At 61.7% G+C, this 23,254-nt stretch carries 19 protein-coding genes; 14 read left to right on the plus strand and 5 right to left on the minus strand.

The features are described from left to right. Positions 1–36: 36 nt before the first annotated feature. Positions 37–915, minus strand: a complete 879-nt coding sequence (locus QZ822_RS07855) for an endonuclease/exonuclease/phosphatase family protein (RefSeq protein ID WP_294643801.1) — start codon at positions 913–915, stop codon at positions 37–39. Positions 916–1,335: 420 nt separating this feature from the next. Between QZ822_RS07855 and QZ822_RS07860 the strand changes: the two genes are divergently transcribed. The 5 genes from QZ822_RS07860 to QZ822_RS07880 all read left to right on the plus strand — a co-directional run bounded on the left by QZ822_RS07860 (position 1,336) and on the right by QZ822_RS07880 (position 9,003). After that, complete coding sequence (locus QZ822_RS07860) at positions 1,336–2,970, plus strand: alpha-glucoside-specific PTS transporter subunit IIBC (protein WP_294643843.1); 1,635 nt, start codon at positions 1,336–1,338, stop codon at positions 2,968–2,970. A 253-nt stretch (positions 2,971–3,223) separates the two neighbouring features. Further along, the gene (locus QZ822_RS07865) at positions 3,224–4,024 is read left to right on the plus strand and encodes a MurR/RpiR family transcriptional regulator (protein ID WP_231840311.1); all 801 of its coding nucleotides are present in this window, start codon (positions 3,224–3,226) and stop codon (positions 4,022–4,024) included. Between the two features lie 87 nt (positions 4,025–4,111). Then, positions 4,112–4,570, plus strand: a complete 459-nt coding sequence (locus QZ822_RS07870) for a cell shape determination protein CcmA (RefSeq protein ID WP_070642894.1) — start codon at positions 4,112–4,114, stop codon at positions 4,568–4,570. Positions 4,571–4,694: 124 nt separating this feature from the next. Beyond that, positions 4,695–8,693 carry an ATP-binding protein gene (locus QZ822_RS07875; protein ID WP_294643803.1) on the plus strand — a complete coding sequence of 1,333 codons (3,999 nt, stop codon included), beginning with the start codon at positions 4,695–4,697 and terminating at the stop codon, positions 8,691–8,693. After that, positions 8,686–9,003 carry a hypothetical protein gene (locus QZ822_RS07880; protein ID WP_294643805.1) on the plus strand — a complete coding sequence of 106 codons (318 nt, stop codon included), beginning with the start codon at positions 8,686–8,688 and terminating at the stop codon, positions 9,001–9,003. The genes QZ822_RS07875 and QZ822_RS07880 overlap by 8 nt, the downstream gene beginning before the upstream one ends. Before the next feature lie 92 nt (positions 9,004–9,095). Here QZ822_RS07880 and QZ822_RS07885 read toward each other — a convergent pair whose 3' ends face one another. Further along, a complete protein-coding gene (locus QZ822_RS07885) occupies positions 9,096–9,281 on the minus strand; it encodes an FmdB family zinc ribbon protein (RefSeq protein WP_005505091.1) in 186 nt (61 codons plus the stop codon). 240 nt (positions 9,282–9,521) lie between these two features. Continuing rightward, positions 9,522–10,181 (minus strand): 5-formyltetrahydrofolate cyclo-ligase, encoded by a 660-nt coding sequence (locus QZ822_RS07890; protein ID WP_246823179.1) that lies wholly within the window; start codon positions 10,179–10,181, stop codon positions 9,522–9,524. Between the two features lie 333 nt (positions 10,182–10,514). On the opposite strand from QZ822_RS07890, the gene galU reads away from it, so the two are divergent. The 7 genes from galU to QZ822_RS07925 all read left to right on the plus strand — a co-directional run bounded on the left by galU (position 10,515) and on the right by QZ822_RS07925 (position 18,683). Further along, positions 10,515–11,423, plus strand: coding sequence for a UTP--glucose-1-phosphate uridylyltransferase GalU (gene galU / locus QZ822_RS07895; protein WP_070642885.1), 909 nt, complete (start codon positions 10,515–10,517; stop codon positions 11,421–11,423). A gap of 321 nt (positions 11,424–11,744) precedes the next feature. After that, positions 11,745–13,469 carry a hypothetical protein gene (locus QZ822_RS07900; protein ID WP_294643809.1) on the plus strand — a complete coding sequence of 575 codons (1,725 nt, stop codon included), beginning with the start codon at positions 11,745–11,747 and terminating at the stop codon, positions 13,467–13,469. A gap of 417 nt (positions 13,470–13,886) precedes the next feature. Continuing rightward, positions 13,887–14,375, plus strand: a complete 489-nt coding sequence (locus QZ822_RS07905; protein ID WP_294643810.1) for a DedA family protein — start codon at positions 13,887–13,889, stop codon at positions 14,373–14,375. A gap of 182 nt (positions 14,376–14,557) precedes the next feature. Next, positions 14,558–15,736 (plus strand): LysR substrate-binding domain-containing protein, encoded by a 1,179-nt coding sequence (locus tag QZ822_RS07910; RefSeq protein ID WP_294643812.1) that lies wholly within the window; start codon positions 14,558–14,560, stop codon positions 15,734–15,736. A 26-nt stretch (positions 15,737–15,762) separates the two neighbouring features. Beyond that, positions 15,763–16,272: an NUDIX domain-containing protein gene (locus QZ822_RS07915; protein ID WP_080974854.1), complete on the plus strand. Its 510-nt coding sequence runs from the start codon at positions 15,763–15,765 to the stop codon at positions 16,270–16,272. Beyond that, a complete protein-coding gene (locus tag QZ822_RS07920) occupies positions 16,269–17,453 on the plus strand; it encodes a glycine betaine ABC transporter substrate-binding protein (RefSeq protein WP_294643815.1) in 1,185 nt (394 codons plus the stop codon). Before QZ822_RS07915 ends, QZ822_RS07920 begins: the two co-directional genes overlap by 4 nt. 6 nt (positions 17,454–17,459) lie before the next feature. Next, complete coding sequence (locus QZ822_RS07925) at positions 17,460–18,683, plus strand: pyridoxal phosphate-dependent aminotransferase (protein ID WP_294643817.1); 1,224 nt, start codon at positions 17,460–17,462, stop codon at positions 18,681–18,683. A 154-nt stretch (positions 18,684–18,837) separates the two neighbouring features. Here the strand turns inward: QZ822_RS07925 and QZ822_RS07930 are convergent, their stop codons facing one another. After that, the gene (locus QZ822_RS07930; protein ID WP_294643818.1) at positions 18,838–19,095 is read right to left on the minus strand and encodes an exodeoxyribonuclease VII small subunit; all 258 of its coding nucleotides are present in this window, start codon (positions 19,093–19,095) and stop codon (positions 18,838–18,840) included. Positions 19,096–19,143: 48 nt separating this feature from the next. Then, a complete protein-coding gene (xseA, locus tag QZ822_RS07935; protein ID WP_294643820.1) occupies positions 19,144–20,445 on the minus strand; it encodes an exodeoxyribonuclease VII large subunit in 1,302 nt (433 codons plus the stop codon). 155 nt (positions 20,446–20,600) lie between these two features. Here xseA and QZ822_RS07940 point away from each other — a divergent pair, with 155 nt between their 5' ends. Then, positions 20,601–21,809: a dehydrogenase gene (locus QZ822_RS07940; protein ID WP_294643822.1), complete on the plus strand. Its 1,209-nt coding sequence runs from the start codon at positions 20,601–20,603 to the stop codon at positions 21,807–21,809. A 27-nt stretch (positions 21,810–21,836) separates the two neighbouring features. Continuing rightward, positions 21,837–22,922 carry a 4-hydroxy-3-methylbut-2-enyl diphosphate reductase gene (locus QZ822_RS07945; protein WP_294643823.1) on the plus strand — a complete coding sequence of 362 codons (1,086 nt, stop codon included), beginning with the start codon at positions 21,837–21,839 and terminating at the stop codon, positions 22,920–22,922. The last annotated feature ends 332 nt before the right edge of the window (positions 22,923–23,254 follow it).

Genomic DNA, 23,254 nt, shown 5'->3' on the forward strand with positions numbered 1-23,254 from the left:
CCCTGCTGCGGTGCGGGTGGTTAAGCCTTGGGTTGTTTAGGGCAGCTGGTTGAGGGGCGTGAGGATGCTCTCCGGTGCCCAGCTTTCAGGGTCAATCTCTAGCAGCAGGCCGCTGTGGTCGGAGATTGCCTCGGGGGAGTTGTCGCGGAAGACCACCGCGTGCGAGTTGACCGTGAGCAAGCGATCGGCGAAAACGAAGTCGATGCGCTTGGCATCCGTGCTACCTTCCCAGCCGGCAATTTCGCGGTGGACGGTGTTCTCGCCGTCGGTGTGCTCCGCTAGGGAGCGGGTATCAATCATGCCGCTGGAGGTGACCAGCGCGTAGCCTTCATCGCTCAGGTGTGCTGCGGAGTTGAAGTCGCCGCCGAGCAGTACCGGGGCGGTGCGGGCGCACTCGGCAAGCTCCTGCGAGAGGTGTTCGTATTCCTGCGCGAAGAGGGGTTCGCCGTCGAAGTCCCACCAGGACATGTGGGTGGTGGCGCACCAGAAAGGACCGGAGGGGGTCTCAATGAGTGCTGCCTGGGCGGCGCGGCGCTGTACCTGGTGGTAGCCGTAGCCGGGGGACATATTGATGGGCTTGATGCCGCGAATCGGCAGGCGCGAGAGGATAGCTACGCATTCGTCGTAACGGTCCCAGCCGATGTGGGTTTCGGTGAGGGTCCACTCGTAAGTGGCACCCATTTCGTTGAGCGCCTGCACGAGCAGCAGGGCGTAGTTATCTTCGCGGACCGGAATGCCCGCGCCGCCGCGGTAGTTGAGGGGCTCCTTCACCACGGGGGTGGAGGTGAGCTGGTTGACTTCCTGCAACGCAACGACGTCCACCTGCTGTTCAATGATGAACTTGGCGAGGGTACGGATCTTGGCAATCTGGTGGATTTCGCACCAGCTGTGCGTATTGAGGGTGAGGAAGCGCATGTATTAAGTCCGGGGTATGTGTGAGGTTGAAGAATGATATGCGCACCGCGTATTGAGGTGGTGAGTGTTTATGCACTCTGACCTATGGGTGCACTGTTTATGCTATCGATTCTGTGCGCTAGGTAATAGGGAAAAAGTCTCATCTGCAGCAAGTATTTTTAACCAGTGCCGGGATATGTTTCAGGTTCTGAAAAACTCTTTCAAAACTCACAGTTTTGGTACCTGCGGGTAGGTATGACCTGGCATTATTAGTTCTGTCTAAAACACATTCGGCATTTAGCGCACGCAGAATATGTGGCACCCGTCTCATATACTTTCGTTTGAGGGTATAAAGATACGGTGTTGCCACCGCAGACCGGCAACGATCGCCGGCACCTGCGTCCGCTCACTCGACAACCCGAAAGGGCGTATAGCCTCATGATGGAAAAAGTACAGAGGTTCGGCTCTGCCATGCTGGCACCCGTTCTTCTCTTCGCATTCGCTGGCCTCGCGGTCGGTATTGCGATCATTGCACAGAACGGCGACCTGATCCCCCTCGCAGCTGATAAGGAAAGCGCGTGGAACCACTTCTGGTCTGTTTGGGAGTCCGGCGCATGGACCGTCTTCAACCAGATGGAACTGCTCTTCGTGATCGGTCTGCCCATTGCACTGGCAAAGACCGCTAACGCACGTGCAGTGATGGAAGCTGCAATGGTCTACCTGACCTTCAACTACTTCGTCGGCACCATGCTCAAGGTATGGGGCAAGGGCGGCACCGGTTTCTTCGACCTGGACTACACCACCGACATCTCTAAGAGCGCGGCAGGTACCGGTCTGAAGATGATTGCCGGTATCAAGACCATGGACACCGGTATCTTCGGTGCCATCATCATCTCCGCAATCGTGGTGTGGGCACACAACCGCTGGTTCGACAAGAAGCTGCCCGACTTCCTCGGTATCTTCCAGGGTTCCCAGTACGTCTACGGCGTCTGCTTCTTCCTGATGATGCCCGTGGCATTCCTGTTCTCCTGGCTGTGGCCCTACGCTCAGCACGGCATCTCCTCCCTGCAGGGCTTCTTCATCGCATCCGGCGCACTCGGCGTGTGGGTTTACACCTTCCTCGAGCGCTTCCTGATTCCGACCGGTCTGCACCACTTCATCTACTCCCCGTTCGTCTTCGGTAATGTTGTTACCCCGAACGGTATTGCTAAGGACTGGCCGACCCACCTGACCGAGTTCGCAAAGAGCGACAAGCCCCTGAAGGAACTGTTCCCCGGCGGCGGCTTCGCACTGCACGGTAACTCCAAGGTCTTTGCACCCATCGGTATCGCAGCGGCGTTCTACACCACTGCTCGTCCCGAGAAGCGCAAGGAAGTTCTCGCTCTGATGATTCCCGTCTGCCTCACCGCGATCCTGATCGGTATCACCGAGCCCCTCGAGTTCACCTTCCTGTTCCTTGCACCCCCGCTGTTCCTGGTCCACGCAATCCTGGCAGCATCCATGGCAGCAATCATGTACCAGCTGGGTCTGGTTGGTTACATGGGTGGCGGTCTGCTCGACTTCCTGTTCCAGAACTGGATCCCCCTGTGGGCAAACCACTCCGGCACCTACCTCATGCAGATCGGTGTGGGCCTGTGCTTCACCGTCCTGTACTTCCTGATCTTCCGCTTCATGATTCTGAAGTTCGACTTCAAGACCCCCGGTCGTGAAGAAGACGGCGGCGAGACCAAGCTCTACAGCAAGGCAGAGTACAAGGCAGCTAAGGCTGCTGAGAAGAACGGCGGCGCAGCTGCTGAGTCCGCTGACGGCGACCTCTACGCACCCCGTGCAGCTGGCTTCCTCGAACTGCTCGGTGGCGCAGAGAACATCACCACCGTGAACAACTGCGCAACCCGCCTGCGTGTCTCCGTCGCTGATGAGTCCCTCGTCAGCCCCTCGGATGCAGACTTCAAGAATGCAGGCGCTCTGGGTCTGGTCCGCAAGGGCAAGGCATTCCAGGTCATCGTCGGCATGGACGTTCCCCAGGTTCGCGAGCGTTTCGAGACCATGGTGAACGAAGCTAAGACCCTCTCCTAAGAGGAATCAGCTTTCAACCGTCTGACGGTATGACGCCTCATAAGGGATAGACTTCGCCGGCGGTATCGGATAACACCGATGCCGCCGGCGAAGCTGTATCCAGGTTCGCACCCGGACTCAAATCTGCACGAGGCACCCACCTAACGTGAGATACGACCACCCCACCCACCCTGGCCGATGACCCTAGAGCGTGTACTATTTATATATTGCTCACCATCGGATTCAGGAGCTTTGAGTGGATTTACAAGACGTCGTGAATGCGAACCAGCACCGATTCAGTGAAACTGAACGGGAAATTTTGGCATTCATGCTAGAAAATGAAGAGTTCGTTGCGGAGTCAACGATCAACTCTTTGGCACATAAAACGTATACTTCGACCAGCTCAATTATCCGCCTGACGAAGAAGCTGAACTTCTCCGGATTTGCTGAGTTGAAGTACTTCATCAAGTCCTCTCTGAACCGCAGCGAACCCTTCAACCCGCGGTTCATTGAGAGCGGCCGCGAAGATATTCAGCGCACCTACGACTACCTCGAGCACATGGAACTGAGCGGACTGCTCAAGCGCATCCATGAGGCTCGCACTGTGTACTGCTTCGGTACCGGCTACGCTCAGCGCAACGCCGTGCAGGAATTTACCAAGTCCATGCAGGTTTGCGGTAAGTTCTGCCAGGTCATCCCGGCACGTAATGAGTTCGAAAGCGCCATGAACAATATGACCCAGGATGATGTGGTCATCATTGTGTCCTTCTCCGGTCAGACCGAGAACATGCGCGAACACATTAAGATGCTGGCGCTGCGACGCATCCCCATGATTGCGGTGACCGCCATTGGTGTGAACTACATGTCCTCGCACGCCGAGTACTCCCTGCACTACCAGACCACCCCCACCCAGATCAGCACCCAGCGCAAGCCCTACTACTCCTTTGTGGCGCTGTCGGTGCTGCTGGACTACATCGTGCGCCGCTACATTGAACACGTTGAGAATGAGCGCCGCGAATCCCTGCAGGATCAGGTGGACGACGCCCTCAACGCTGGGGACGAAACCGACGCCTGACAAGGCATTACTGTGCCCACCTGCTCCTTCACTCACTCCTCCTGAATCCGACCGAATCCGCCTGAGACCATCTGAAAGAGACACCCAGTGACCGCAATTTTCGCGCTCATCGAAAACACCGAGAAGATGCGTAAGTACCTGTTCTGGTACCTCATGATTATCCCCGCGCTGCTACTGCTGTGGATTGCACTGGGCGCAGCGAACTCCCAGATGGACTTCCAAGCAGCCCTGAAGATTCCCTTCTTCACCGTGGCGTTCCTGAATGCCTGCCTCAGCCTGCTGCTGGGCGGCACCCTCAAGTTCGCAGGCGCGGAGAATGAACGCACCGAACGAGCCTACGCCCTGTACCTGACCATTCTGCTGGTCATCATCGGTAACCTGCCCGGCGCGATTCTGAGCTTCTTCCTCTTCCGCTCCCTGCGCTTCGGCAACCTGGAAGGCGAGCTGGCGCCCAAGTACCGTTGGGCGCTTCTGCCTGCCCTGGTCTTCTACGTATTGGTGACCGTAGTGCTGCTCGTCGCCAACATCGCAATGTGGTCGAAATAAGCACCCGGCGTATTAAGGCACACAGGAGCATTGAGCATACGGGCGTGCGCTGACACCCGCCCCGCTTGAAGCACAGCATGAGGCACACCGGGCAGAGGACCCCGGAAGAACCACCATCTTCGGTGTGTACGCGCAAACGTACACCGCACTGACCCACAAGGACACTCACGACGTGAACCAGATTCCCGAGCCTACCGACGCGCAGCACGCACCCGGCACCCCGGCTGATACCGCTCAGCCCGCCGCCGCCGCGACCTCAGCAGAGGAAACCCCCGAAGTAGCCGACGAAATCAACATCGCCGAGCTGCCCGCACACCTGAACCCCGCCCACGAGGACTTCGACCCCTCGGCGGGGCTTGAGCGCTGGGCGGAACAGATGGACGTCTACACCGGCCCCGACGCGATGCTCGACTTTAATCAGGTCGACTACGTGCACATCGACCTGTCCGAGGCGAACCCCTCCGGTCTGGCACAGCTGCTCGCCGGACGTAAGACCCGCCTCTCCACGATTCTGCGCGACAAGTCGCAGCTGGAGGCGGGCATGCGCTCCGCACGCACCCTGCGCACCAAGATTTACGAGCTTGCCACCGACCACGGCCTGGACTCCGGCTACTTCGTGGCGGGTACCGCCTCCTGGCTGTCGCACGACACCCGCGAGGATACCGCCGCCTACGAGAAGCGCTTCATCGCGCCGATCCTCATGGCGCCGCTGAGCATCACCCCGCACCCTAAGGACGACGACTTCGAGCTGCGCCTCGCCGGTTCTGCGCGCCTGAACCCTGCGATGGTCCGCCAGATCAAGCAGGAGTACGGCATCGACCTGGGCACCATGGACGTGGCGCAACTGGCGAACTCCATGTCCCGTCTGGACCCCGAGCCGGTCATTGAGCGTATGCGCGCCTCCGCCGGCCGTATTCCGGGCATGACCATCGAGTCGAAGTACTTCATCTCGACCTTCGCTGACCTGAAGGAAAGCCTGGGCGAGCTGCCGCACACCGCCATCACCCCGCTGGTTCGTGACCTGGCGGCGTTGAAGGTGCCCGGCGTGAAGCCGCGTGAGCTCAACGCACACAACCTGCAGCAGCCTCTGGATCAGCGCGACCCGGCAGAGGAAATGCTCCTGCTGGACGCTGATGCCAACGCCCAGGAGATTATCGACACCGCGGTGAGCGGTTTCTCCTTCACTATCACTGCGGCACCCGGCACCGAGCCGCTGCGCACCGCCGTGAACATTGCTTCTGCACTGATGGGGCGCGGTAAGTCCGTGCTCGTCGTGGGCGAGAAGCGCTCCACCCTTGCCGAGTTCTCTGCACTGCTCAAGCGCACCGGCATCGATGGTCTGCGCTACGACCTGCTTGCCGAGCACGATTCTGAGGCTCAGCGCGCCGAATTCATTCGCGCGATTGTGCGCAACGAGAGCGCCGAAGAGCCGAACTCTGAGGACCTGAACGAAGAGCTCGTGGCGACTCGCGCCGCGCTGCTCGACCATACTCGTGCCCTGCTGAGCAAGGACGCGAACTGGCAGATTTCCGTCTACTCGGCGCTGCAGCGTCTGGCTGAGCTGACCGCCTCCGAGGACGGCCCGGCAACCCGCGTGCGTTTTGACCGCCCCATGCTTGATTCGCTCATGGAGCGTGAGCAGGTGCGTGCCGAGCTGGTACGCCTGGGCGAGATTGACGGTTTTGCGTCGGCTTCGCGTACCTCCCCGTGGTACCGTGCCCGCCTGGTCAATGACGAGGAAGCCGCCGAGGCGTACGCCCTGGTCATTACCCTCAAGTCCTCCCTGCTGAACCTGCGTGAAGCGATGAACCAGACCAGCGCCATGCTGGGCCTGCGCCGCGGCCGCACCATCTCTGAGTGGGAGTCGCAGCTGGCGATTCTGATGCGCATCCGCGAGACGCTCAAGCGTTTCCGTGCGGACGTGTATGACCGCCCGGTGACCGACCTGATCGCTGCGACCGCTTCGGGCGCGTGGCGCCGTGAGAACGGCATCGAGATGAGCAGTATGCAGCGTTCCCGCCTGCGCCGCGCGGCTAAGGAGTACATCCTGCCCGGCGTGAATATCGGTGACCTGCACGAGCAGCTGAAGATTGTTCAGGCGGAGCGTGCCGAGTGGATTCGCCACATTGAGGCGCCCCGCACCCCGCAGATTCCGGAGAACCTGGATCAGCTGGCTGCAGCCCTGAACTCCCTGGTGTCTGAGCTGGCGGGTCTGGGTATTGTTCTGACGGACACCATCGAGGGCACCGACTTCGTGCGCACCGACCTGGATGCTCTGGATGCGCGCCTGGACGCCCTCATGGCGGACCGTGTGCTGCTCATGACCCTGCCTGAGCGTGACGCTCTGACCCAAAAGCTGCGTGAGCGCGGCCTGTCGGAGTTGCTTGATGACCTGTATGCGCGTCAGGTTCCGACCGAGGTTGTTTCCGCTGAGCTGGAGCTTGCCTGGTGGCAGTCTGCCCTGGAGTTCTTGCTGCAGCATCACGAGGGTAAGCTGCTGGACGGCGACCGTCTGCGCGATACGGAGTCCCGTTTCCGCCGTGCCGACTACGCCCACATGACCAGCGCCCCGGCGCGTCTGCTGGCGAAGGTTGCGCGCGTGTGGACCGAGCGTATTGAATCCGAGCACGACCAGGCGGCGTACCTGAAGAGCCAGCTGCGCGGCTACGAGTTCGTGCTCGAGGAGCTGCTGACTCACGCCCCGGTCATGGCGCGTACCCTGCTTCCGCTGTGGACCGCGAGCCCCTTCGCCCTGGCGCGCAAGGTTCCCGCATCCATGCGTTTTGATACGGTGCTGCTGCTGGATTCTGAGTCGACCCCGCTGGCGGCGAACCTGCCGGCGATTACCCGCGCCGACCAGGTGATTGCCCTGGGCGACCCGCACTCGGGTTACCCCTCGCCGTTCATCGTGTCCGCGCCGACTTTCGGTGCGCCCGAGCCGGCCGACGAGCAGCTGGACAGCACCTTCGACGTGCTCGCTACCGTACTGCCCAACCGCACCCTGGCGATGCTGCACCGCAGCATGGACCCGGTGATTCTGGACTACCTGAACCGTGAGTTCTACGGTTCGCAGCTGCATGCGGCTCCGGTGAGCCGTGCCTCCGCCCAGCCTGCTGGCTCTCTGACCGTTGAGTACATTGATACTCGCGGCAAGGTCAGCGATAACGCGAACCTGGATTCGCCCGGCGTTGAGGTGGAACGCGTCACGAACCTGGTGCTCGAGCACGCGTACCGCACCCCGGACCGTTCGCTGGCGGTTGTGACGGCTAGCCCGAAGCACGCTCAGCGTGTGGCTGAGTCGGTGCGTCACGCCCTGAGCCTGTACCCGCAGCTGGCGCCGTTCTTTGCCGCCGGTGAGGAGTCGTTCCGTGTGGTCGATTTGACCCGCGCTGAGACCCTCGAGCGCGATACCGTGATTTTCTCCCTGGGCGTAGGTCGTGCCCGCCTGGGCCAGGCGTCCTACGATTTGGGTCAGCTGTCTGCCGAACACGGTCGTCAGGGCTTTGTGGTGGCGTTGACTCGTGCCCGCCGTGCCCTGCGCATTGTCTCGTGCATTGACCCGTCGGAGCTGGATCCGCAGAAGCTGCATCATGGCGCGGTGGATTTCTACCACCTGCTGCGTGAGCATGCGGAACGTCAGGCGCGTGAAGAGGTGGAGGCGAAGGCACAGCGCGTACCCGAGACCCTGCCGCGTAACGCGTTCTTGGCGGCTGACGATGCGGACACCCCGGATCTGGGCGACTGGCTGCTGAACGATTTGGTGGCGCGCCTGCAGGCTCACGGTGTGCGCGTGACCCGCGGCGAGGGCGATATCGCTCTGATCGCGCACGCCCCGGAGAAGCTGGCTGCCGAGCCGGTGCCCGCGCTGGGTGTAGCTCCCGTGGTCTCTTCGAACCCGAGCGTTCCGGCGGCTATGCCGCTGGTGGCGTGCTCCGATGGCGAGCCGAACTATGCGCGCGCTTCGGTGCGTGAGCGTACCCGCCTGCTGCCGGAGCGTCTGAGCCGCACGGGCTGGAACTACATCACCCTGGGCACCCTGGAGGTGTTCGCCGATCCGGACGCTGTGGTGGCGCGCGTGCTGCACTACCTGGACATGGATGAGGGCGCTGAGGTTCGTGGCTAGTTATTCGTCAACGCCGAAGCCTCGCCGAGGGCACCGCCGCGTGAGCGGCGGCGGCTCGGTGAGCGGGGCTGAGCCTCTGCTGGTGGGCGTAACGACGCCTCCGGTTGCGGCTTCGGGTACCTCGTCTGCTGCGGGTGCGTCTGGGCAGACGGTTGACGCGCACAAGGCAGGTACCCAGAAAACGGGTACCCAGAAGGCTGGTACCAAGAAGGCGACGGCTTCTGCGCAGCCTCTAACCCCGGAGGAGCGTGAGCGTCTGGAATGGATGCGTCAGCAGCGTCCTCCGCACTGGGGTAACAATATCGTGTAGCGTCTTCCCTCGGGGGAGTGCTTCTTAAAACGCCGAGGGGCGGGGCAACCTGTGTTGCCCCGCCCCTCGTTTTGGCTGGTGTGGAACCCCGTTTAGGAGTTGCCCTTGTCGGTGCTGTAGAAGCCGGAACCCTTGAAGGTCACGCCGACGGTGTTGTAGCGCTTGCGCAGGGTTTCTTCGCCGCACTGCGGGCAGACGCGCAGCGCATCGTCGCTAAAGGACTGGCGCTGTTCAAAGACGTGGTTGCAATTCTTGCACTGGTAAACGTAGACCGGCATTTTGTCCTTCTGTATCCGTTTTCGCTGGGATGGTTTATTAACGTGGTTTGAGTGTACCGCTTTTGAAACGTTGGGAGCTATTTGCGTTTTCTTCTCAAAAAGCTATTTCTGGTTTCTTTTTGCCTTTTTCCTGAGTGATTTTGTGGGTGTGTCCCGCATATCTTTGTGCTTTTTCAGAAAGATGCGGGGTGTCAATCAGGAGTGAAACGGGCACGAGAGAATCGGGTACTTTTAGACCTGCTAACGGGTGCGGTAGATACCCTGCTCGGTGAGGATGACCGGCAGAATAGCATCCCACTGGTCGTAGGGGACAGCCTCGTAGATTTCGTCGCTGAAGACGATACCGATGCTCTGCTCCTCCAGCTGTTGTGCGCTGAGCAGGGGAATAATGCGGTCGTAGTAGCCGCCTCCCTGACCGAGGCGGTGCCCGCCGGCATCAAAGGCGAGTGCGGGGATGAGGCGCAGGTCGGCGTCGACGAAGGCGCGTTCGTCCTGTTCTTCGCCTTCGGGTTCCGGGATGCCCATGGGGCTGAGCGGATGCTCGACGGCAGGATCCCAGTGCACCCAGGCGAGTTTGCGACCGGGGCGTACGACGGGTACGAGGATGCGGTGTCCGTCCTTGTGCAGGCGGGTTAGTGCTTCGATGATGGGCGGCTCGGACTTGGTGGGCAGGTACGCCGCAATGGTGCCGGGGGAGTGGAGCCGCTGCGCGACCGCCTCGAGGATGTGGGCGGTGAAGAGCTCCTGCATCTGCTGCTGACCGCGTTCGCCGCGGTGGCTGCGCGCGGTGAGGCGGCGCGGGCGGATCTGGGAGCGGAGAATGTCTTTGTCCAGGGAGATGTCGTCTGGGCTGGCGCCGGCGTCGGAGTTGCTGGCGGCGGGTGCGGTGTTGAGGTGCATGGTGTGTCCCATCGTCGTTGCGGGTTGCGGGTGAAGGGGGAGCGTCCCGTAGAGGGAAGGGAGATGTGTTATTCCCGGGCTGAGAGGTATCCGCGAGTAAGGACGAAAACATCCTTGTAGGCTACGAAAATACCCGATTCTGCCGGGTCTGTAGATTCCACTTTTTAGTATAAGGATTGCAGAAAGTAGCATTGGGTTCCGAGGAACGTATTTTCTCTGTGTGCCGAAGAATGTACTTGCGCGGATATGCAGTTAGTCACGTTGAAGATTTTTTCATGTCATAGTCGCGATAAATCGCCTTAAGTACTTTACAACTTAGGGTATTCTTGTGGCATGGCTACTGAAATTAAGTCTGTTACTAAGGCAGTTATTCCTGCTGCTGGTCTGGGCACCCGATTCCTGCCCGCAACGAAGGCAACCCCCAAGGAAATGCTCCCCGTCGTTGATCGCCCCGCGATTCAGTACGTGGTGGAGGAAGCAATCCGTGCCGGTCTGAACGACGTTCTGATGATTACCGGCCGTAACAAGCGTGCTCTCGAGGATCACTTCGACCGCGTTCCCGTTCTGGAGCAGCAGCTCGCTGAGCAGGGTAAGGACGCCCTGCTAGCATCTGTTGTTGAGACCAATGAGCTCGGTGGCGACCTGCACTACGTGCGTCAGGGTGACCCCAAGGGCCTGGGGCACGCTGTTCTGCGCGCAAAGCGCCACGTTGGTGACGAGGCATTCGCTGTTCTGCTCGGCGATGACCTGATTGACGAGAAGGAAGACCTGCTCTCCCGCATGGTGGAGGTTCAGGAGCGCACCGGCGGCTCCGTCGTTGCCCTGATGGAGGTTCCTCGCGAGGCTATTTCCGCTTACGGCGCAGCTGCTATTGAGGCTGTTGAGGGCGAAGACGGTTTCGTGAAGATCACCGGCCTGGTTGAGAAGCCTGCTGCTGATGAGGCTCCCTCGAACTACGCTGTGATTGGCCGTTACGTTCTGAGCTCGAAGGTCTTCGAGGTTCTGGAGAACACCGCTCCGGGCCGCGGTGGCGAGATTCAGCTGACCGACGCTCTGCAGACCCTGGCTCAGGGCGAGGGTGAAGGCGAAGGCGTCTACGGTGTGGTCTTCTCCGGCCGCCGTTTCGACACCGGTGACAAGCTGTCTTACCTGAAGGCAAACGTTATTCTTGCTGCTGAGCGTCCCGAGTTCGGTGACGACCTGCGCGCATGGCTGAAGGACTTTGTTGCAGAGAACTGCTAATTACTCTGCATCCGCTCTCTGATGAGGGCAACCGATAAATACCAACCACGCTGAGGAAGGCGTTCTTTCCGGTGGGGCGTTTTAGCCCCCATGGGAGGGCGCCTTCCTTTGCGTCGTTCGTGTCCGTTATGCGTGTGGCGTGCTGCTGGGTGAGGGTCCAGAGTGTGTCTTGTGCAGGGACGCGACGACGTCGTAGTGCGCATATTCCTTCTGGGGTATATGCGCATATCCAGCCCGATTCTTGCCGCTTATGGAAAGCATCGGGAATATAAGGGTATGATTAAAGTCTAGGGATAAAGGGACGATAGAGGGCGACCTGATATGACGCTGTTGAACACCTCGGGTGTGTTGGTAATTCTGACCGTGATTTTGCTGCTGTGGTTTGTGCCCAGGAGCCTGCGTCGCGCGCCCGCTGGTCCCTCCGTGGAGCCCGAGCGTCCCCTGATCAGTGCCGAGCGTACCGCGGAGGATATTCTCGCTTCCGCTGGCGTGCTGCTGAATGAGTCGGAGGCGTACCAGTCTTCCGATCACGCGGTGGCGCCGGGTACTTCCTTGCCCTCTTCCGCTCTTCCCCAGGCTTCTTCCCGTTCCTCCCACGCTGTAGAGGATGCCGTTCAGCCTGCCCCGGATACGGCTTCTATTTCGCAGATTCGCGATTCTTCCCCGACTGCTCCCTACACCGATGAGATTCCGGTGGTGGAGGAGTCGAAGCCCTCGCCGCTGTCCTACTTTGATACCTCGAGCCCGAGCGGTATCGCCCTGCTGGTTGCAGCTGGTCTGGGCGTGCTTGCCCTGGTGACCGGTCTTCTGGCGCTCTTTGGCGTTCTGGCGTGGGGTTGGGCTGTTCTCTTCCTGATTCTTGCTGGCGGCGCATGGGCTGTAAGCCGTTTTGGTCTGCTGGAGTCTGTCTCTAACCAGGTCAAGGCGAGCCGCGATGAGCGCCGCGCCAAGGCAGAAGCAGAAGATGCCGAGGGTACTGACGCTGAGGCGTACGAAGAGTCTGGCGACGAAGAAGCTTACGATGACGCTTCCGAGTCGGTAGAGGACTCGGCTGCCGAGGGCTCAGATTCTGAAGCTACTGAAGAGCCTGAGGCTCGCCCCGCAACCCGTGAGGCAGCTGCCTGTAAGCCGGTGCGCGGTGTGAACCGCGAGGCGGCACGCCCGAGCCGCGCGCACATTGCGGTGGACTCCTCTGAAGAGGCACACCAGGCAGAAGCAGCTCAGGCAGAAGCGCCTGCAACATCTGAGTCTTCTCACGCTGCCCGTCCCGTACCTGCTCGTTTTGCCGCCGCTCGTTCGGCGGAGGCGTCCGCGGGTCACCGTCAGGAGCGCCGCCAGCAGCGTCCAAGCCGCTTCCAGCCGATTCGCCGCGGAAGCGTGCTCTTTGACCAGGAGAGCGGTTCTGCTGCTTCCTCCACTGCACCACGTACTGCGGCGCAGCCTCAGCAGGTAGCGCAGGCTCCGGTTGCTCCGGTTACTCCGAGCCAGCCCGTACAGTCCCAGCCTGTTCAGCCCCAGCGCACTCAGTCCGTGCCCTCTGCTCAGCCCGTACAGTCCCAGCCTGTTCAGCCCCAGCCTGTTCAGTCCCAGCGCGCTCAGCGTGTGCCGTCTGCTCAGCCCGCACAGCCTGCTCAGCCGGTAGCACCTCAGTCTACCCAGGCGCCTGCCGCTCAGCAGCAGACTCCCGCGCAGCAGTCGGCTATTCAGCCGGCCCAGCCGGTGGCTCGCCAGGCGCTACGTGATGGTTCGCCCGTCCGCCAGGCACCTGCTGCACCTGCTGCTCAGGCTCCCGCTCAGCCGATTCCCGAAGAGATTCCTCTGCCGGACGTCCTGGATGATTCCGAGTTCGATGCACTGGATATCGCCTCGTTGAACAATCCGGCGCTCTCGACCGGCGCTACTGTGACCGGTGGTGTCCGTTCCACGAACCGTCACCCCGGTGCTGGCTCCTCCTTTGAGGCAGTGAGCAACACCTGGAACCCGGTTCAGCTGCCCAAGCCGCTGAGCGCTCTGCACCGTCAGGACAAGAACCAGGGTAAGAAGTAGACCTTGTTCTAGATATGCATAAAACCCCGACAGTTCGTACTGTCGGGGTTTTGTTTTGCTGGGAATGTGCCTCGGGAAAGGAACGATAAAAAGAAAAGGAACCCCGTCCATGGGGTTCCTTTTCCAGCATCACACACAGGAAGAAAGTCTTCTAGACCGATTAGGAAGGCCTTCCCACAAGGCCTGCCCTATTCGGTAATAAAAATATATCCTAATTCATTCACGGGTGACAAACTGAAAATAGCGACACCCTGTCAATAAACTAAGGTTGACCTAAGTAAAATCCGCGCCATTGCAGGCGAAACGGGGCGATACCCCTCCCAGAAAAAAGTTTAAAAAAATTTTTGAGCCCCTCCGGTACCTGAACAAGAAGCCTCGAAACGGGTCAATATTGCTGGTCCGTGAGAGAATATCCGGGTGAAAGAATGGTTTAACACACTTCCGTTTGAGGTTGCCCTACTCTTCATGTGGGTGGTCGGCATTGTCCGCACCAGCATCGTCTACGCCCTCGGAGCGCTTGCCGCTGAGGGTGGCTCCCGCCTCGCCCGCATCCGCAAGGCTATGGACAGCCCGCTCTACCGCAAGGCCCGCGCCTTCATCAACCGGTGGGGCGTTATCGCCGTGCCCCTCTGCTTTTTGACCGTGGGCCTGCAGACCGCCGTCATCATCACGACCGGCTTCACGAAAATGCCGCTGCGCCGCTGGGTGCCCGCCATGCTCGCCGGAACCTTCATGTGGGCGTGCATCTACACCAGCTTCGGTTTTGCGCTGCTTGCCGCGCTCGGCCTGGAACCGTGGATGTTCCCCGTCGCCCTCGCCGTTGTGGTTACGGTACTGGTGGTCGCCGCCCAGATCCGCGAACGCCGTATTAACCGCGAACCCGTTGAGGACGTTGCCGAGCACTAACCCTCTTAGCCTCAACCTCTCTTAACCTCAGCCTCTCTTAACCTCAGCCTCTCTCCGCGAACGGGGGAGGGGACCTCTCTTTCACCGCAGGGCACAGCGCCCCAGCAGCACCGCCCCTACCGTCACGGGATGGGTGTTTACCGACCTTAATGCCCGCTCCTAATCTGTGCTAGCGTGGAGGGATGACTTCTACCGCATCCTCCACCGCAGGTACTCCCGAAGAGCAGCCCCTCAACGAGCCTGCTCTCACCGAACCCAACGCCGAGTTGAGCGCGCCCGAAAACACTACCGGCGAGGTAGAGAACGAAGCGCCCGCCGAGGCACCCACCCGCGTGTACCTGCACCCCGAGCAGCTGGCAATGATTCAGACTCCGGAGGCTCTGCCCGTACCCGTGCTGCAGCGTTCTATGCTGCGCATCAGCTACGTGCCCGCGATTATGCCCGGCAAATGGTTTAACCGCTGGCACGAGCGTTACGGTGACCGCGTGCAGTTGGCGGAGGTACCCGTGCGTGAGGCGCGCGGCCTGGACTCCCTGCACCAGGATTTGTGCCTGATTGATCCTGCCCTTGAATCGGCGGCAGAAGGAGAAAACGCTGCCGAGGCGCCCGCCGAGGCTGTCGAGCACGCCCCGGTACCCGTCGTTGAGGTGCCCGAGAACCCCTTCGCGCACATGAGCATTGTGCGCCCGGACCGCGAACCGGCAAGCGCCGACGGCGATAAGTACCACAGCATCCGCCTCTACGAGGAGCTGCCCGTAGTCATTCTGCCGGTGGACCACGTGCTCACCGTGCTTGATGAGGTGCCCGTGGAGGAGCTTGCCGAAGAGTTCCTGCTGCAGCCCGCCTCCGATATTCCTGCCTATGAAGAAGTCTCCCGCGCATGGCGTGAGAGTGCCGGCCGCATCGTGCCCGAAGGTCTGACCGATAAAGAAACCATCGAGCTGGTTGCCGCCGGTGTGGGCCTGTACATTGTGCCCATGTCCATCGCGCGTTTCTACCACCGCAAGGACCTCACCTACCGCCCCGTCGCGGGTCTGGACACCTACCCGGTGCACCTGGTGTGGCCGCGCGCCCCCAAGGGTGAGCCGCGCAGCGAAGAGCTCGAGGCGCTCCTGCAGGACTTCATCGGTATTGTGCGCGGACGCACCGCAACCAGCGACCGCGGTAGCGAAACCCGACAGGCACGCGCCGAACGCGTCGCAGCCGAAAAAGCAAAGGCAAAAGCGAAGGCTCGAGCCGCCAACGCACGCCGTGAAGCACGCGATAAGAAGCGTGCCAACGCCAAGAAAAACGGCAACGCACGCCAGCACGCTCGACAGTCCGCCAAAGCCGCCAGCGCACGCCGCGGTAAGAAACGCTAAAGAACGATAGACGGTAAAATCGAACCATGGCATTAGCAATGGAAACCCGACCCGCAGCCTACGCAGTCATCATCGAGCAGGGCAAGCTGCTCATGACTCGTTGGGTGCCCGAAGACCGCGCGCTCAGCCCCCTCTGGTCCCTGCCCGGTGGCGGCATGGAACCCGGCGAGCAGGCTGACGAAACCGCGCTGAGGGAAACCCTCGAAGAGACCGGCTACAGCGTCGCCATTGAAGACATCCTGGGCGTGCACGCCGGGCATTTTCCCGTGCGTTCCACCCAGAAGGACCCACAGGCGCTGCCTTTCTGCGCTCTGCGGGTGGTTTTCCGTGCCCACATTGTGACCGGCGAGCTGCGCCACGAGGTGAACGGCTCCTCCGACACGGCACGCTGGGTGCCCATCGCAGAGCTGGATACCATCCGCTATGGCACTCTCATCGATGAGGTTGCCTCCATGATGGGTTACTCCAACGCCGCCAGCTGGGCGCGCGAATACCGCGAATTTCTTGCCGACGAAAACGCACGGAAGCTCTCATGAACCGACTAATCCTGACCCGCCGTGCGGCGCTCACCTCCCTGGCGCTCATGCCGATTCTCACCGCCTGCGGTAGCAACGACACGCCCCTGCACGTGGACCCCTCCGCGTCCAGCTACGGCACCTTGCGCATCGGCTACGGTGCCCTGCGAGAAATGCGCGCCGTAGCGTATGTGTACGCGCGCGCCCTGCGCCAGGTCGGCTACACCGTAGAACTGGTTGACACCGGCAACAGTCGCGCGACCGCCCTGCGCGGGCTCATGGTGCCTTCGGCTAACTCAGCCACCCCCACCGCAACCCTGCCCGACGACGAGGAAACCGGCACCGCCGCCACCGCGGAAGCACTGGACTTGGTGATTGACTACAGCGGCGACCTGCTGCTCTACCTGACCGACGACGGTAAAATCAGCCCCGCCGCCGCGCAGAATGAACGTATCGCCGCCTCCGTGAGCGCCTCCGCGGCCGCCGCCGGCGTGACCCTGCCGCCCGCGCCCACCGTCACCCCCACCGCGTCGGAGAGCGCCGCCTCCGCGCAGGCAGAAGACGGCACCGCAAGCCCCACCGCAAGCTCCACCCGCTCCGCAGACCCCATCAACCTGCGCGCCATGAGCACCACCGACATGACCAACGCCATCTCGCGCATCCTGCCCGAAGAGCTCATGCTCCTCAACGGCGCTAACGCAACCAACAAGGATGTACTGGTCACCACCCGCGCCGTGAGCGCCCGCCACAAGCTCAACTCCCTCGCAAACCTGCGCGATGTGCAGTCGAGCCTGGCGTTCTCCATTCCGACCGGGTACTCCAGCGGCACCTACGGCGTGGATTCCCTACGTAGCCTCTATCGCTACCGTGTGCACGACCCGAAGATTCAGGACGAGCCCGCAGAGCGCGTCAACGCCCTCACCGCAGACACCGTGCAGGTGACCCTGCTGCACAGCTGCGATTCGGCAATTGACGATAACCGCCTGGTCACCCTGGAAGACCCCTCAACGGCACTTTTGCAGCAGCAGCTGGTGCCCATTATCCGTCGTACCCTGCCAGATAGCGCCCGTACGGCGATTAACCGCGTATCATCTACATTAGACACGGGTAACCTCTCGTTCCTGTTGCGTCTGACTAGCGGTTCCAACCCCATCGCAGATGATGACGCAGCACAATTCATTTTGGATCACCCTAGAAAGTAAATCATCATGACGAAGTACCGTCAGTCCTCAAAGTTGAGCAACGTCCTGTACGACATCCGCGGCCCCATTCTGGACGAGGCCAATCGCATGGAGGCGATGGGTCACCGCATCCTCAAACTGAACATTGGTAACCCCGCACCCTTCGGCTTTGAAGCGCCTGACGCCATCATGATGGACATCATCCGTCACCTGCCCGAAACCCAGGGCTACTCCGACTCCCGCGGCCTCTACTCGGCACGTACCGCCATTGTGCAGCACTACCAGAACCGCGGCATCATGAACCTCGACACCGACTCCATCTACCTGGGTAACGGTGTGTCTGAGCTGATCCCGATGACCCTGCAGGCGCTCTGCGAGACCGGCGACGAAATCCTGGTCCCCATGCCCGACTACCCGCTGTGGACCGCATCCACCGCGCTGGTGGGCGGCAAGCCCGTGCACTACCTGTGCGACGAGGAAAACAACTGGTACCCGGACATCGAAGACATCAAGTCGAAGATTACCGAGCGCACCAAGGGCATCGTGGTCATTAACCCGAACAACCCGACCGGTGCTGTCTACCCGCGCTCGATTCTGAAGCAGATCGTGGACCTGGCACGCGAGCACGGCCTGGTCGTGTTCTCGGACGAAATCTACGAAAAGATCACCTACGACGGTGCTGAAGCCATCAACATGGCGACCCTCACCGGCGATGACGTGCTCTGCCTGACCTTCTCCGGTCTGTCCAAGGCGTACCGCGTCTGCGGTTACCGTGCTGGTTGGGTCGCTATTACCGGCCCCAAGAAGGACGCAGCAAGCTACCTGGAAGGCATTCACCTGCTCGCCTCCATGCGCCTGTGCTCCAACGTTCCGGCGCAGCACGCCATTCAGACCGCGCTCGGCGGCTACCAGTCCATTAACGAGCTGATTGTTCCCGGCGGCCGCCTGTACGAGCAGCGCACCCTGGCGCACAAGATGCTCAACGAGATTGACGGCATCAGCTGCACTAGTGCGGACGGCGCGCTCTACCTGTTCCCGAAGATTGATATTGAGCGCTTCGACATTACCGATGACGAGCAGTTCGCCCTGGACCTGCTCAAGAGCCAGAAGATTCTCTTCAGCCACGGCCGCGCGTTCAACTGGAAGGACCCGGACCACTTCCGTCTGGTGTTCCTGCCCGATACTCAGACCCTCACCAGTGCCCTGGAGCGCCTGGGTAACTTCATGGCTGACTACAAGCAGAAGCACTAGCGAGCTTTACGGCTGCCTCTGCTTTGCGAGAGACAGAAATAGCCTGCCCCGCAGTTCTGATGAGCTGCGGGGCAGGCTATTTTTCCGATTGGCAGATGCGCCGGGGCGTGAATGCGCCAGGAAGGAGGCGACGTAACGCGCCAGCAGGGGCGTGCTAGTTCGCCGCAGGCTCCTGGCCGCCCTGTGCACCGCGTGCCGCGTTCAGGCGCTCCTGCGCGCCCTGCAACCACGCCTCGCAGCGGGCGGCAAGCGCCTCGCCACGCTCCCACAGGGCGATGGAGGTTTCCAGGTCGCTGGCACCGGACTCGAGCTGGCGCACGACCTGCTCCAGCTCGGCGCGCGCCTGCTCGTAGCCAAGGGTTTCGACGGGTGCGCCCAGCTCGGCGCTGTTGAAGCTGATGTTCTCGCTCATTGAGGAACCTTTCAGGGGTAAAAAACTTGGGGTAAAACTTATCGAGGTTTAGGAGATGTTTGAGGGGTCCGTGGAGGTCACGGTCGCCTGCGCCGAACCGGTCGCCGCACGCACTGTAATCTGTTCGCCCTCACTCAGTGCCGAAGCGTCACGCACAATAGCGCCCGAGGCATCCTGAACGATGGAGTAGCCGCGGTTGAGCGTCTGCGCAGGCGAGAGCGAACGCACTCGCGCCAACGTATGCGACAGAGTCGCCGACTCACGCTCCAGACGGTGCTGCACCGAACGGTGAGCGCGCTCGCGTAGCTGGCTCAGCTCCTCCACACGCATGAGCAGGGAGGACTCCGGGTGAGTGAGCACCGGGCGGCTACGCAGCTGGGCAATGTAGTTCATCTGCATGCCCACGTAGCCGAGCACCGCGCGGTCCAGGCGGGCGCGGGCCTCGGTGATGCGGGCGGTTTCCTCCGAAATATCGGGCACAATGCGCTTACCCGCATCGGTGGGGGTGGAGGCGCGCAGGTCGGCGACCGCATCGAGGATGGGGGAGTCTGCCTCGTGACCGATTGCCGAGACCACCGGGGTGGTGGCCGCCGCGACGGCGCGGATGAGCGCCTCCTCAGAAAAGGGCAGCAGGTCTTCGAAGGATCCGCCGCCTCGGGCGATGACGATGACGTCCACTTCCGGGTGGGCGTCCAGTTCGGCGAGAGCCGCAATGACCTCAGCCGCCGCGCCCTCACCCTGAACGCGGGTATTGCGCACCTCGAAAACCACGCCGGGCCAACGCAGGGAGGCGTTGCGGATAACGTCCTTCTCCGCGTCAGAATCGCGACCGGTAATCAGACCCACACGATTCGGCAGCATGGGCAGCGGCTTCTTCCGCGCGTCAGAGAACAGCCCCTCAGCGGCGAGAGCTTCACGCAGACGCTGCAGCTGCTCGTGCAGGTTACCGGTGCCGACCGCGTACACTTCCTTGCCGATGAGGGAGAGCTTGCCGTTCTTCCACAGGCTCGGCTTGGCGCGGGTGACGATGCGAGCGCCTACGGTCACATCAGCCGCCAGGCCGCTACCGGCACGCCCGAAGAGCGCGAGGGTGAAGGAGAAGTCTTCGTTGAGGTCTTTGAGCTCCATGAAGACGTTGCCGCCGCGGCCGTTGAGGGAGGCGACCTGCGCCTCCACCCAGAGCTCGGGAACCTTGTCTACGTAGTTTTTGAGGTTCTGCGCGAGCAGGGCGAGGGGCCAGGGGTTGGTGGCGGTGGTTTCCTGAGACTTCCCGGGAAGCTGCCGCTCGTGCACGGGCGGCACCACCAGTGCGGGTGCCGGTTGCACTGCGGAGGGGTTGTAGAAGTTCATACCTTCTATTGTCCCTGATTGGTCGGTTATGCGCCTGCTTACAGGTCAGCCTGGCGACTCGGGTAGCTTGCACGCAGTGCAGGCAGAACTTAGCTTCTGGCGCATTCTGCGGGTCTGAATCGGCTTTGAACACTGTGAGCGGGTACCCTAGGCTCATGCGCTCACCCGATCAGTCAGCACATCAGAACAACGCCCTCAACACCGCCGCGGCTTCGTCAGCGGCGGGTACTGGCGCGCAAAACTACCCGGCGGACGCGACCCGAGTCGTCGATACTCGGATTACCCGCACGGACGGCTACTATACGGCGGATGAAGACACCACTCTGCTACAGCCCACGCGCACGCTCGGCCACGCTGCAGCCCCCACCAAGGCTGAACTGCATGCCGCCCCGGAGCCTCCCTTCGCGGCAGGTTTGCGGAGGTTCCTGACCGTTGTGCTGTGCGCCCTGGCCCTGGTGACCGGTCTGGGTGCAACCACGGGTGCCTGGGTGAACTCCAAGCTTATGTCAGAGCGCGGTTTCTCGCAGATTTCCTCCAACCTGGCGGAAGATTCGCAGCTCGCCTCACGCATCGCGGACGGTGCAGTCGAAGACCTCATGAACTCCGAAGCTATGACAACCTTCCTCGACGGCACCAAACAAAGCGGCTTATACTCCATTCTTGTAAAGCCGACACAAGACGGCATACGTTCCCTGCTCAACCGTTCCGCGGCTGAGCTGTCAAAAACTGAAGAATATCGAAGCCTCTGGAAGGAAATAGCCGAGGAAACTCGCCGCTACAACCTCGAACACCAGGACGGTCCCGCCGTCATTGTGCTCACCCCCTTCTACCGTGCGCTGGATGCGAAGGTCGGCTCTATCGGCTCCTTCGACCCGGACCTGACGAAGCTCGGCCCTGAAACCCTCAACATTGACCGGGTAAAGGACGGCAACAACCAGCAGGAGCAGCAGGAGTGGTATCTGCACGCCGGCATTAACCGTGCCGCCGCGCTGGGCAAGTCCACCATGCCGCTGACCATCATTGCGGTGCTGAGCCTGCTGCTGGCTACGCTGCTGGCACCCAGGCACCGCATCCTGGTGCCGGTGGTCACGGCTCTGCTCTACGCCCTGCTGGGCTGGGGCGCGGCAGCCTGGTTGGGCGGCCAAACTCCTGAATCCCTGGGAATTACCAGCCACAGCACCGCCGGGACGGCGCTGATTACCGGGGTATGGAATCAGCTCGCCCCGTCCCTGACCGGGCACCTGCAGGCGGCGGCAAGCTACGGGCTGGTCATGGCAATCCTCGCTCTGCTCCTCGGTATTCTGATTCGCCTCATCGCTCTGGGACGTAGCTCTGCGAGCGGTGCCACAGTCATCACACACTAAAAGTCCGAACAACGTAGGATAGTAACCATGTCCACTGAAACTATTGCCCTGGGCCTGCCGCCCGTACCCCGCGAGCGCCGCAGCCGCGCCGACGTTGAAGCCGCCGCACCCGTCAACGGTGAGAAGAAGGTTCTGCTCGCCACCCCGCGCGGTTACTGCGCCGGCGTTGACCGTGCCGTGATTGCTGTCGAGAAGGCGCTGGAGCACTACGGCGCGCCCGTCTACGTGCGTAAGCAGATTGTTCACAACCGCCACGTGGTGGAAACCCTCGAGAAGCAGGGCGCGATCTTCGTTGATGAAGTGGACGAAGTACCCGAAGGTTCCGTGACCGTGTTCTCGGCGCACGGCGTGTCCCCCGCAGTGGTTTCCGCTGCCGGTGAGCGCTCGCTGAACACTATCGACGCGACCTGCCCGCTGGTGAACAAGGTGCACCGCGAGGCTGTGCGCTTCGCCAAGCAGGACTACGACATCCTGCTCATCGGTCACACCGGCCACGAAGAGGTCGAAGGCACCGCAGGTGAGGCGCCCGAGCACATCCAGATCGTGAACTCGCCCGACGAGGTGGACCAGGTGACCGTCCGCAACCCGGAGAAGGTCGTCTGGATCTCTCAGACCACCCTGTCCGTGGACGAGACCCTGGAAACCGTGGCGCGTCTGCGTGAGCGCTTCCCCTCCCTGCAGGATCCGCCCTCGGATGACATCTGCTACGCAACCTCCAACCGCCAGGGCGCCATCAAGGAGATCGCTCCGCGCGCCGACCTGGTCATCGTGGTGGGTTCTGCAAACTCCTCGAACTCCGTGCGCCTGAAGGAAGTCGCCCTCGAATACGGCGCTAAGCGTGCCGAGCGTGTGGACTTCGCACACCAGGTGGACGAGTCCTGGTTCGAAGGCGTGGCGACCGTGGGCCTGACCTCCGGCGCGTCCGTGCCCGAGGTTTTGGTTCAGGAGGTGCTGACACTGCTTGCTGAGTACGGCTACAGCACCATCGAAGAGGTCGAGACCGCGAAGGAAGACATCCTCTTCTCCCTGCCGAAGGAACTGCGTTCCGCCCTGAAGAACGACGAGAACGTAGGCCGCCAGCTCGGTGGCCGCGGCGCTAAGCCGACCCGCTAATGCTTTTAGCTTATGACCCCGTGTCCTCTTCCCCATGTGGGGAGAAGACACGGGGTTTTTGCGTCTGCTGTGCGGGACGCGCGGGTGGGGTGCTTACGCAGCTCCGCGGTCACGCTACGCGGGGGAGTGCCCCCTCTGCGGCGCTGGGGTTTTTGTGCAGCTTCGCGGTCACGCTACGCGGGGGAGTGCCCCCTCTGCGGCGCTGGGGCGCCTTGAGGACGGAGCCCCCGCTACGCGTGACCGCCTCCGCTGCTGGGGTAGTGCCCCCCGCGGCGCCCCAACAACGATTGACACCGGCGCCTTGAGGACGGAGCCCCCGCTTCGCGTGACCG

The organism is uncultured Rothia sp., from assembly GCF_916715725.1.
Taxonomy (GTDB): Bacteria; Actinomycetota; Actinomycetes; order Actinomycetales; family Micrococcaceae; genus Rothia.